The organism is Streptomyces sp. NPDC005402 (assembly GCF_040606575.1).
GTDB lineage: Bacteria > Actinomycetota > Actinomycetes > Streptomycetales > Streptomycetaceae > Streptomyces.
Genome location: NZ_JBEXFB010000033.1, coordinates 64,793 through 75,784 on the forward strand (window position 1 = coordinate 64,793; position 10,992 = coordinate 75,784).

Here is a 10,992-nt window from a genome sequence, read left to right on the forward strand (position 1 = left end):
TGGCGCTCCCTGGTAAGTGTCCACACGCAAGAAGTCGTCGTCCGAGCAGCGCAACCCCTCCTCACGGCTCACTGCCAGGGTCCTGCCGGGCCTGGGGGTCAGTGCCCTCATGAGGTCCCGTCCGGCTGGTCGAACTTCGCCGCCAGGTCGGCCAATCGGTCGGCCAGTGCGATCGCTGCCTCGGGTGTGGGAGCGGCGCGCAGCTGAAGCCAGCGTGCGCTGGCTCCGCCTCCGATGTCGGCCGGCTTGCCGAGCCACTCGGTCGCCTCGACGCAGGCTCGGCCGATATCTTCGAGTATCGCCTCAGCCGCTGCCGGGGCCACTCCGGCCAGCGGCACCAGGCAGCGGACGACGCACTCGCGGACATAGACGTCGGCGGCCGGTACGCGCCGGACAAGCCGCCACTGAGGGCGCGGCTCCCGGTAGGCGTTACGTCGCTCCCAGTCGACCAGCCGCAGGCCGAGGGTGGAGGCCGCGGCCCGCAGTGGAGCGGGAATGTCGGCAAAGGGCACCACCACGGTGACCACGCCGAGGTCGGCATAGAGCGCAAGGTCGTCGGCGCGCGGCAGGTCGCTGAGGTACACCACGAGCACCCCATCCCCCCGATCGACCGGCATAGCATCAGCCAGCCGAAGCGCCAGGTCGCCCTCGCCTTCGTCGGCGGCTTCGGCCAGCGGGTGGTCCGTGGTGCCGCCGCCCGGTATCGCGGCGCACGCGCGGGACGCGTCGGCGTCGTGGGCGACGGCCGCCTGGAGCGGCTCCAGCCAGTCGGCGTGAGTCTCGAACGACCAGAGGTAGCCGAGGTCCTCCTTCTCCAGCATCAAGGTACTCATGTTGTGCTCGTCCAACGGGACCTCATGCGGCTCGGTCACCACCTCAAACCCACGTTCCCGAAGGAACGCCGTCCGCCGCGGATTATTGCTCAAGAGCCGGATCGAGCTCACTGAAAGGTGACGCAGGATCGCGGCCACCGGCTCATAGGATCTGGCGTCCAGGGGTGCATCGAGACGCTGATAGACGGCGTCGGTGTCCAGGTTCTCGCGCTGCCGCATGGCGTAGATCTCGAAGTGCGCGGCGATGCCGAGGCCCCTGGCGTCCTGGTCGACACCGTAAAGCAGCAGTCCTCTGCCATGCCGAGCAAACAGCCGCATGGCGTCGTCGAGTTGCTGTCCGCAGTCGCACTGAGCCGAGCGCAGCACATGCCCGAACACACAGGCCGACTCGATCCTCATCGGCACAGGCTCGCCGTCGTCGATGGCACCGGTGTAGGCGGCGATCCAGCGGTCACTGCCGAACTCAAAGTGCCACAGGGTGAAGGGGGTTTCCCGCATGCCCCAGCGCAACGGCAACAGTGCGGGACCATCCGGGGCGAGGGCGTCGTGGGAGGTCACTGAGTCGGGCCCTCCCCCGGGTACGCTTCCTCGTCCACCACGGTCATCCGGGTCGTCGAATGGACCGGATGATGAGGGACGCCGAAGGCCAGGATCTCGAACGTCGAGTCGCCCACCGGGCCTCGGACCCCGTGGGGATGCTCGGCCGGGACATAGATCGAGTCGCCCACGCCCAACACATAGTCCTGGCCGTCGATATGAAGTCCGCCTCGGCCCTTGAGCACATAGAGGAGGTGAGCACCCTCGTGGGTGTGGAGCGGGAAAGCGGTGCCGGGGCGCATGATGATGCGGTCGACGCCGATGGCGACGTCACCGAGCATCGCCGTCGCTCCGGCGACTCCTGTGATGTCCTTCAGACACTGCCCTGAGTCGTCGAACATTTCCTGCTCGATTTCAGCAAGTAGATTCTGTATGTGCTTCTGTCGGTCGAATGCCTCCGACACGTTTCACCTCACTGCCTCTCTGCGACGCGTTGTCATTTTCCGCACTGCAGGACTGGTTTACTCACCGCGGTCCCTTGGTCTGGGGATGTCGTCAGATTCATCGCCGGCAGGTGCCCGCGGTATGGCGAACAGGTCGGCTGCCGAGCCCTGGCGGGCGCACTCCTTGGTCAACGGCCCAAGCAGCTCGCTCCGTAGGTGATGGGCCGTGATATCGACCAGCGTCTGGAGTGACTCGTCCTCGCCGACTTCCCCCAGCGATCGGCCGTGGGCGTCCGATACTCCGGGAGGTGCCATGTCGCTGGGCGAGAGCAGGCCAAGGCGCTCGACCTCCTGCCGGACCAACACCTCGGTCAGGGCGGCCCATATGCTTTCCGGGGCCTGCGATCGGGCTGCGGAGAACAGCTCAGCCGCGCTTACCCCCCAGCGCTCACGCACCTCGCGCTCGACGCGTGCGTGGCGAACGAACCTGACGAGCTTCTCCCAGTAGTAGGTGGGCTCGAAGTCGAAGGACGAAGCGGTCGGTCTGGGTGACGCGTCGGTGTCATCCCGCATCGCCCGTAGCATGGCCAGCGCATCGTCCCGCTTGACGTCAGGCCGCTGTTCCGCCACCAGGCGGCTGAGCGCCTTCACCTCGTCCTCGGACACGCCGAGTCCGGACGCTGAAGCGTAAAGGCGTGCCCACGAACGCTCCGCGTAGAACGTCTGCTTTGCGTCGGCGAGCAGCGCGTCATGCGCAGTGCGGGAGATCGCCCCTGTGTCGAGGGCGGCGGTCAGGCCGGCGCGCAGGTTGACCATCGCTTCGGAGAGCGGTTGGTAGCCGTCCTCGGCGGAGGCGTGTACGAGGGCCACCTCGTCATCGTCCTCGTAGCGGCTTTCCCGGAACGCCTCGAAGACCTCGCCTACCCCAATCATGCCGAAGTCGTGCAGCTCGGCGGCGCGCAGCGCCCCCATGCTGGAGGCGCCGAAGACCCTGGTGCCCCGGTCGATGGCAAAGAGGATCTCCTTGTGCCAGACGCTGGGCACCTGCTCGAAGAGGCCGTCGACGATACCGATCATGGTCGGCGCCGGCCGGTCCAGGAGCAGTTCGGTCACGTCGCCGCAGCTCACAGGTGGCAGATAGGTGGCGTCGAGGATCTGGCGCGCCTGGTCGACCGGGAGGCTGGGACCGAGGAAAACGTAGACGTCGTTCACGCGCCCTCCATAGCGGTCCGCTCCCGGTTTGCCCTGGCCCGCTTGCCCGGGGTGTAGCCGATGAAGAGCGCGTAATGCTCCAGGTCGGGAATCACCACCTTCACGGTCGGAATGCCCACCTCCGGCTTAGTCAGGTCGACGGCCACCACCTGCTCGACTCCGGCCGCAGTCAGCCGAGCGAGAATCTCTGTCAGATCCTCGTTGACCGTGGGGTGGTTGACCGAGTCAGTCGTCCGAAAAGGGTGGCGTCCCGGATCGGCGAAGAACACTTTTCTGACCCGGCTGAGGGTCGTGGAGTCGTTCTGCGCGTTGTACATGGTCTGGAAATTCTCGTCCCGGCTGGCGGCGATGACGGTGACCCGGCTTTGCGCGGCCTCGGTGAGCGCCCGGGACAAGGCGACCTCTGCAGCGGCGTGCGCCCCATAGCCCCAACACGCCCCGAAATTCCGCCAGATCGCCCGGTCATCGCGTTCCACCACGCACACCTGAAACACAGGAATCCTGGTGTCGCAGGTAACGTCCCAGACAGCGACATCCAGGCCCGCACGCTCGAACGCGGCGATCAGCTCCCGGCAAGTCTCGTCCGACACGGTGGACAGGTCCACCTTGGTGGCCGCCACGTCCTCCCGTGTACGCAGCCCCTGCCACCACATGGTGAGGGCGTCGCGCTCAGCCAGCTCACAGACTCCATGCAGGACGGCCTCGTTGATGTCGTTGCCGGACGACAGCCCGTTGGAGCTGACCCGGAAGGTGGTAGCGGCATAGTCCAGTCCGACCTTGTTGAGGAGCACGTTCTCGTAGGGCAGCCAGATCGGGGCCCTGCCCAGCAGCTCGTAGCCCCTCGTCCAGAGCGTGGGAGCGGCGGGCCTGGGGCGTGCTCGGGCCGGCGTCTCCCGCGATCCCTCCCCCACGGTGTCGAGGCCACCGCGCAGCGGCAATCGATCGATGTCGAGCACTGGCAGGTGACGGCGCATGTGCTGGTAGGAGTCGTGACGCAGCGGGCCGTCGAAGAACTCGGCGTGCCAGTACTCGATCGACTCCATCAGCGCGGAGGCCGCCGCCGCGTCCCGATGGGGGCCCTTGCCCTGGGAAACCGAGAGCGACCGGGAGTTGGGCCGAATCGCGTTGAAGACCGGTATTCCCACGTGATCGAGCCCGGTCACGTTGGCCAGCCTGGTGATCCCCATGTTGCGGGCCAGCGGCCGGTAGGCGGCCAGCGTCTCGGCGGCGGGCCGCGTCCTGACCTCGTTGGGCGCCTTGGGGCAGGGGACCGCCAGTGCCTCGGACAGTTTTGTCACTTCGTCCTCACTTCCGAGCTCTCGCTTCCAGCGGCAGTTGGAAGGTGGCGTAGTCGCCGTCGGCTACCAGGGCTACGGCGAACCTCCGCAGGCCTGCTCCGGCGTCTGCCGGCCGCTCGACGCACAGATGGCACGCTCCGCTGGGGGCATGCCGTACCGGGAGTGCCCGTTCCGGGTGACCGCCGATGGGCTGTCGGCAGGCCGTGTACCAGGCGCCACTTGCGAGCGGCTCTCGGAACTGCAGATGGAGCGCGCGTGCGTGGAGGGTGCAGGCCAGCGGTGATGGGGCGTTACTCGGCAGGCTGTAGCAGGGGCCACAGCGCTCGCAAACATGCAGGTCGCGCACGGCGCCGTTCAGCCACCGAGGCACCATGGGCACGATCAGCAACTGATTGCCGCAGTCGTGCCGCTGTCCGGCGGGGCGTTCGGGACGGTAACCGATGACGCCGGCGAGGTAGTCGTGGATGTCAGGACCGCGCCGGGCGAGAATGACGGCGAGGAAGGCGCACAGCTCGCGGTCGAGTGCGGCGGATGGGGCCGGCGGCTCGTCAGTGGGTCGCCCTGGCCCAAACCGTCCCGCCTCCTCCTCAAGACTGCCTGCGAGCCGCCGCCCCTCGTCCGGCGGGAAGTCGCCCGAGGTGACGGCCGATCTGACGATCACGGCCTGCGTCAGCCGCCTGGCAGCCCGCTCAACGCCGTGGTCAGCCATGGCGCACCAGAACCCGCCAGAAGGCACCAGCGTGAACCCGCAGCCAGATCAGGGGGACATTACCGGGCTGGTCGAGCATGAGCTTTCCAGCTCCGGCGTCGACCGGGAGTGACCACCCCTTGTCGCCGAAAACCGCACAGCGCCCCGGCGCAGGCGGCCAGCGAATGGTGCCGGTCGACGGGTCGCGCATGACCTCCGGTGGGGGGTCGGCTCCGTGTGCGGGCCGGTCACTCAGGAGGCCGTGACGCCAGCAGCGAGTGGTGAACCTACGGTACTCGCGGTACAGCGGGTTGAGCCAGGTCTCCTCAATGACTTCACCACCACACATCGGGCAGGCACCGGCGAGGCGTTGGTCAACCTGTTCGCACAGCGCAGACCAGGCAGGCACCCCCTTGTCGGTCGGCTCGGTCCGGCCGAGCAGCGTGAGAAGCTCCTCGTCCAGAGCGGAACCGACCGGCGTTCGCACGGCATGGACACCTGCCTCGGCCAACCGTCCGGCGAGGTCGTTCGCGCCCAGCGCGCGGGCCAGGTCAGCAGCGAACAGGGGGTCGGCCGGATGGGCCACTGAGGGCCGCTCCGCATGGGTGACGGAAACCGCGTCGGGGGTGGGCGGTGCCGCGTCGAACGCCTCAGGCGCCTCAGGCACCGTCAGATCGGGGTCCCCCAGGCAGAGATACGACGGAGGGCCGCCCGTGGGCAGGGCGTTGATCCGCAGGGCCGTCTCACCAAGTGAAGCGCCGCGCACCAACAACCGCGCCACCGCCTCGCCCAACCGCGAGGTGCCATGGTTGATCCGGGATGAGGCGACCACGCCTGCGACGTGTCGTCCGCGTAATAGGCGCCTGGTGAACTGGAAGCGTGCGCCAAGCAGGCCGTCGGCCGGCTGGTAGGCGGAGCATGACAGCAGCACCAATAGCCTGGCCCGCACAGCCTCAACGCCGTGAAAGGCAACAAAGCCGGCCTTGTGGTCGAGCCGGCAGACACCGCCGCCCTGGCACGGTAGGAACAGCTCGTCGGCGCGTCCGACCGCCGGGCGGCCCGCTCCCACCTGGAGACACAGCACATGCCGACCGACGCGGAAGTCGGCGCCGTTGCCGTGGCTGTGCAGTACTACGCCCTCGGCCCCCGCGCGCAGCAGCTCGACGAACGCATCCGACTGAGCAGAGCCGAATGCGCCCGGAGCACGGCCCTCGCGCTCGAAATCGCAATACGATGCGATCCGATTCGGATGCCTGACACTGGGCCGTGCCAACGCCCACGCACGTGCGACGAGTTGACCCGCCCGTTCGGCATCGACCGGCAGCGGCAGCACACCGAGAGGCAACATCCGGGCGGAGCTCGCCTCGATCAACGCGTTATAGGTGGCGAAATCCAGTGCGCTCTCCGGCGCGAAGAGGAAGAAGGACTGCTCGCCGTCAGCACCCTCTCTGAGGGCCTCGATGGCCTCACCCATGTCGGCCACCCGAAGGCAATGCCGCCCCCACGCCCCGGCGTAGCTGTCGGCGAGGCGCCCCAGCGCTCCCACGCCCACGACAACGCCTCCCGCGCGTGCCCCGGGCAGGTCAGCGGGGTCGTATCCCGGCAGGGCCAGGGGGTCAATTTGCAGCGAACCGGCGGCATCTACTTCTCCGATCACGTCTGAGCCGACCTCCGCATAGGCGGTCGCGGCTTGTTTTCGCCTCGCGTCCGGAACGCAACTCTTGGCAACAAGTCGGTCTTCCTTTATTCTTTACGGCCAGCCGAGTTCCCGAAGGAGCGGATAAATAATGACAGATGAGTCGGATACCCCCCAGGCGAATACTGAGGATTCGGAACCCAACGCCTCAGAGACGGATCAGGATGACTTCGACGAAATCGCCGCGGTGAAAGATAGCATTCTCGAAGGCGTCATCACCTACTGGTGACTGAACGTTCGTCGCGGGGAGGCTGGGTGATCTGGTTGAGTCCGACTCGGTCCTCTCCGCTGACGATCTGACAGGCATGACCAGGAAAATGCGGCCTGACCTGCACACTTGGCAGGGTCAGCCGCACCGCGAGCCCCAACCGTGTCCTGCCCGACTGGTTAATCCCCGAGGAATGCAGAGCCCGGTCGGTAAAGACTACGCATTCGCCAGGCCGCAGCGGCATGGGAACGATAGGGCGCCCCTCAACGAAATCGTCCGGAACGAGCATCGTCGCACGCGCCGCTGACTTGTCAGAGGGGACGGCGGACAGCACTGCCCGTACACCAGGAACGAACTGGAGGCAGCCGGCCTCGGGGGTGACATCACTTATTGCAATCCAGAAGGTAAAGTGCAAGGGCGGTTCGAGGCCATATTCCTCGCCCGGGGAGAATACCCCTCCCCAATCCTGGTGCCAGCGAAACTCGGGGCCACCGGAAGCCTTAGCGATAAAGGTCGACCGCCACAACAGCAGGTCATCACCGTAGAGCGCGCGGGCCACGGCTAGCAGGCTAGGGTGCGTGCACAGACGGTGCACCAACGGCGAGTCCAGATGACGACTCTCTATAGCCGGGACCGGGTTCTTGCCCTCCTTCGCTTCGACCAGCGAAGCCAAACGTCCCCGAGTCTGCTCGGCACTCGGCGCCGACGCGAGGCCGACCGTCCCTAACACCGCCTCAAGCTCCGGTCGGAGCCCCGTCATCTCCTCGACGGACATCAACGGCAATGGACCAAGGAACCCCTGGTCGCGGTAGTCGGCGCGCTGTTTGTCGGTAAGGGTCAGGTGCGTCATCGCTCGTTCCTCCTGTCGTCGGCTGCAGGCGGGGAAGGTACGAGGCCCCGGGTTTGCACGCGATGGTGACGCGCACCATCGAAGTCGGAGAAGGAGTTGGGCGCATAAAAGCGCGAAGTAGCGAGCACCAAGTACTCCCACGGATCCAGTGTGATCTCCAGGCGACGCAGGTCGGCGATATCTTCGGTCGGCCGGCCGCCCGCCAGAGAGTCGATCAGAGCGTCCACGTGCCAACCGACCGGCAGTAGTTCGGCCAGCAGCGCCCCGCCGGCTGCCCCGCCCAGGCCGCGTACGCCGTAGCGGGCGCACCAGCTGTCCAATCGGCGCCTGGCTTCAACCGGCAGCTCATCCCACAGGCCGGCGAGCACACGGGCCCGCACTCCGCCCAGCACGTCGGGGAACAGCCGGCTCTCCCTCGTCAGGCCACGCTCAGCCGCACGCACCGAGCGCAGAAGAGCCGTGAACCCCGGCTCGCTCGGCGCCCGTTGGCCGGACGAGAGCAGGATCGCCGCCTCCCGCGCGGTGTCGGCCGGCCCGTCAGAGCTATGCACGATGTTGAGCACGGTGTTGACCGACATGAGGTCGTGTCGCAGGGAGCCGGGAGCGGCGAAGAGGGGGTCCCCCCGTCCTTTGAGCTCGGCGAGGCGCTCATGTACCGATCGGCCGTCGGGTTTCGCATCCTCGATGGCTGCGACGACAAAGGGAGCAAACGTGAACAGCTTCTCGACCAGGGCGAAAATTTGGCCGTTCTCGGCGACCCGTTCGTTACGCCGGTGAAAATCTTCAATTCCCTCGGGCGGTCGTGTCCACAGGCGATGCTCGACCACGCGGAATCCACTGGCGCGTATACGAAGAACCACTTCTTCGGCGAGCTGACGAGCTAACGCGTCAGGAGCAATCAAGAGAAGCGCAGTCCGCTCATAATCCACCCGAACCGTGATATTCACCTCCGTCATACACGAGTCAGTGCGCCGCAAGATGCACCGATGCGGGAGCGGCGGACCTTAAGTGGAGCATGTAGATCCCCTACCAAGGTCTGATGAGAGGTACACCGATAGTGCCCTCGGGGAATTCCGGAAGTCAAGGAGCTGCCCCCTACGCCCACCTGCGACCCTACGTTGGGCAATAGCCCATTTGGGTAGAAGCAGCTACGAAATCCGTTGTCAGTCCCCGGCGCGCACCTCATAAGACCCCGCGCAAGCACCTTGGTCGAACCGTGAGGCGAGTTCTTGCCACATCTCAGCACATGCTCGGATCAATTCCGCGATGATGTCGCGACAGTGGGCGGGAGCGGTGTCCACCAGCCGACCCCACTCGTGCGGGCCGATGGAATTCAAGTCCAGCAATCGGATCAGGGTGCGTCCCGTCTCAGTAAACCGTAGCGACGGGTCCTGTTTGAGGCGTTCGAGCAGCAACGCTCGATTCTCAGGACTCGAGGCGAGCGCGGTGAACTGGCGGTCACTGGGCCGACCGCCGCCCTTGAACTGCTGCTGCTTCGGTTGTGAAGCCCGCCGCCGCTGAGGTGCCACGGGGTCCTCTCCGCGGGCCAGTCGATCTCGCACATCCCTGGCGGTTCCCTGCGAGACCTGGGCCGCCGCCGCGATCTGCCGCATCGAGGCTGCGGGATTTTCCCGTATCAGCGCTGTGGCTCGCCGGCGCCCGTCCGCAGCGTCCAGCGGGCGGGTCCGCCCGTCCCGGCCCACCCTGGCGCGCAACTGAGGAACTTCCCCGGTCGCGCGGCGGCGAGTCGCGCCCACGGTCTTGGCCGCGAGGCCGGTCGCAGAGGCGATGGCGCGATCGGACCAGTGCGGATGGGAGGCGATGATGCGTTCGGCTGCGGCCCTGCGATCCGCTCGTGAAAGCGGCAGGCCGTGTTTGATGTTGGCCTCCACCGCTAGCACAAATGCGTCGGCTTCATTTCCATCGAAGAAACGCACTTGGATTTCGCTCTCGCCACGCAACATTGCAGCTCGCAACCGGTGCGCGCCATCGATAACGCGCATGGTCTTGCGATGGGCTACTATCGGAGGCAAGTCGGCCTCTGACTCGGCAAGCACTTGCGCGTGCGCGTCGCTCTCACCGTGGAGCCTTGGAGAGTCCGATGACAGCAATGATCGAATAGGAACTGTCGTAGCGGGGCTTAACTTCTCTTCCAGTGACGACAGGCTGGAATGTTCGCCATTAAGGGTAGGGTGGAATGTCATCCGTAGTCCCCCATGCCACTCTGGATTCTTGAGCAGGCTGTACATGCTCCAGTGAGCATCGACTTACCGAATCTGGACCCACACTTCTAACGCGTCACAGAAATACTCCAGCAACTTCCACTTTAGTCGACCGAGTTCGGATCTTTTCTTCGTTCAATCAGGACGGCGCTCGCAGACCGGAGTGCGCAAACGCCTACCTCGCCGCCACAGTTGCGGATGTTAACTCGTTGCATCTGTCACAGGCAAGCGCTTTCCCGAGGGCTGGATCAGCGAAACCCTGCCGAATCACCCAAGATCCACTTGATGGACCAGACTCCACTGCGGTGTCCCCAAGGCGGACACAAGGCTACATATACCCCGCGTCACGGCCATCAGATTTGCTTTAGGTTGATGGAGCCTTGAGGTTCGCGAGAGGATCATGTTTCCGACCCATTGCATGCTCACTGATCCGGAACGGAGGATTGAAAGGTGGCAGGGTTGAGCGGCACGGACATCGATCCTCCGCCTTTCTTGCAGGATGTACTCGGGTTGCTCACCTGGGCCCGCGACATCCTGGGGAGAGAAGGCACCAGGGAGGACCACATCACGCGCGTCGCCCTGCACTTGATCGACTGCGCCGTCGACGTCTCGAACCTGCTGGCAGAGGCACACGATGTGGCAACCGCACGCGACGCCCTGGGATCGGCCCGGTCAGCGGTGGTGGCTGCAACCTGCGCGGTACGGCACACCCAGGACCGGGAGAAGATCGGCGGCTAGGGCCTGTTGGATTGCGCCAGCGCCGCGGAGCCCGACACGGACACCTGCCGGTCGTCGTTCCTCGCCGACTCCCCCACGCTCGGCTTTGCTCGCGCGCGGGTACCCCATAACCCGCTTGGCTCGGCCGGGACGCTCCGCTCCTCGCAGCTCGTCCTGATCCAAACGACGCACCCTAGTAGTGCTTCGTTAGGTCTATACGTTTGTGCTGATCAAGAGCATGTTGAAAGTGTGGACACGCATGAAGTGAACCGATTACGGGCGGCGTTG

At 65.9% G+C, this 10,992-nt stretch carries 11 protein-coding genes; 2 read left to right on the top strand and 9 right to left on the bottom strand.

Annotated elements, in window-relative coordinates; genetic code table 11:
• Window positions 1-107: 107 nt before the first annotated feature.
• From ABZT02_RS40675 to ABZT02_RS40700, 6 genes are read right to left on the bottom strand one after another with little or no spacing between them, the layout of a single operon-like run.
• The gene (locus ABZT02_RS40675; protein WP_356027243.1) at window positions 108-1,391 is read right to left on the bottom strand and encodes a hypothetical protein; all 1,284 of its coding nucleotides are present in this window, start codon (window positions 1,389-1,391) and stop codon (window positions 108-110) included.
• Entirely contained in the window at window positions 1,388-1,834 is a 447-nt protein-coding gene (locus ABZT02_RS40680) for a cupin domain-containing protein (RefSeq protein WP_356027246.1), read from the bottom strand. The genes ABZT02_RS40675 and ABZT02_RS40680 overlap by 4 nt, the downstream gene beginning before the upstream one ends.
• 57 nt (window positions 1,835-1,891) lie before the next feature.
• A complete protein-coding gene (locus ABZT02_RS40685) occupies window positions 1,892-3,025 on the bottom strand; it encodes a TfuA-like protein (protein WP_356027248.1) in 1,134 nt (377 codons plus the stop codon).
• Window positions 3,022-4,323: a YcaO-like family protein gene (locus ABZT02_RS40690; RefSeq protein WP_356027250.1), complete on the bottom strand. Its 1,302-nt coding sequence runs from the start codon at window positions 4,321-4,323 to the stop codon at window positions 3,022-3,024. Before ABZT02_RS40690 ends, ABZT02_RS40685 begins: the two co-directional genes overlap by 4 nt.
• 7 nt (window positions 4,324-4,330) lie before the next feature.
• Window positions 4,331-5,032 carry a hypothetical protein gene (locus tag ABZT02_RS40695; protein ID WP_356027253.1) on the bottom strand — a complete coding sequence of 234 codons (702 nt, stop codon included), beginning with the start codon at window positions 5,030-5,032 and terminating at the stop codon, window positions 4,331-4,333.
• Window positions 5,025-6,668: a hypothetical protein gene (locus ABZT02_RS40700; RefSeq protein ID WP_356027255.1), complete on the bottom strand. Its 1,644-nt coding sequence runs from the start codon at window positions 6,666-6,668 to the stop codon at window positions 5,025-5,027. The genes ABZT02_RS40695 and ABZT02_RS40700 overlap by 8 nt, the downstream gene beginning before the upstream one ends.
• A gap of 130 nt (window positions 6,669-6,798) precedes the next feature.
• Here ABZT02_RS40700 and ABZT02_RS40705 point away from each other — a divergent pair, with 130 nt between their 5' ends.
• Complete coding sequence (locus tag ABZT02_RS40705) at window positions 6,799-6,936, top strand: hypothetical protein (RefSeq protein ID WP_356027257.1); 138 nt, start codon at window positions 6,799-6,801, stop codon at window positions 6,934-6,936.
• On the opposite strand, the gene ABZT02_RS40710 is transcribed toward ABZT02_RS40705, so the two are convergent.
• The 3 genes from ABZT02_RS40710 to ABZT02_RS40720 all read right to left on the bottom strand — a co-directional run bounded on the left by ABZT02_RS40710 (window position 6,923) and on the right by ABZT02_RS40720 (window position 9,768).
• Window positions 6,923-7,765: a phytanoyl-CoA dioxygenase family protein gene (locus ABZT02_RS40710; protein WP_356027259.1), complete on the bottom strand. Its 843-nt coding sequence runs from the start codon at window positions 7,763-7,765 to the stop codon at window positions 6,923-6,925. The genes ABZT02_RS40705 and ABZT02_RS40710 overlap by 14 nt on opposite strands.
• Window positions 7,762-8,721, bottom strand: a complete 960-nt coding sequence (locus ABZT02_RS40715; protein WP_356027262.1) for a nucleoside-diphosphate kinase — start codon at window positions 8,719-8,721, stop codon at window positions 7,762-7,764. Before ABZT02_RS40715 ends, ABZT02_RS40710 begins: the two co-directional genes overlap by 4 nt.
• Before the next feature lie 207 nt (window positions 8,722-8,928).
• Window positions 8,929-9,768, bottom strand: a complete 840-nt coding sequence (locus tag ABZT02_RS40720; protein WP_356027265.1) for a ParB/RepB/Spo0J family partition protein — start codon at window positions 9,766-9,768, stop codon at window positions 8,929-8,931.
• 678 nt (window positions 9,769-10,446) lie between these two features.
• On the opposite strand from ABZT02_RS40720, the gene ABZT02_RS40725 reads away from it, so the two are divergent.
• Window positions 10,447-10,725: a hypothetical protein gene (locus tag ABZT02_RS40725; protein WP_356027267.1), complete on the top strand. Its 279-nt coding sequence runs from the start codon at window positions 10,447-10,449 to the stop codon at window positions 10,723-10,725.
• Window positions 10,726-10,992: the final 267 nt, after the last annotated feature.

Bases quoted from the DNA above. Each gene is read 5' to 3' on its own strand.
- ABZT02_RS40695 (WP_356027253.1), bottom strand. From the start codon at position 5,032: ATGGCTGACCACGGCGTTGAGCGGGCTGCCAGGCGGCTGACGCAGGCC.
- ABZT02_RS40705 (WP_356027257.1), top strand. From the start codon at position 6,799: ATGACAGATGAGTCGGATACCCCCCAGGCGAATACTGAGGATTCGGAA.
- ABZT02_RS40710 (WP_356027259.1), bottom strand. From the start codon at position 7,765: ATGACGCACCTGACCCTTACCGACAAACAGCGCGCCGACTACCGCGAC.
- ABZT02_RS40715 (WP_356027262.1), bottom strand. From the start codon at position 8,721: ATGACGGAGGTGAATATCACGGTTCGGGTGGATTATGAGCGGACTGCG.
- ABZT02_RS40720 (WP_356027265.1), bottom strand. From the start codon at position 9,768: ATGCGCGTTATCGATGGCGCGCACCGGTTGCGAGCTGCAATGTTGCGT.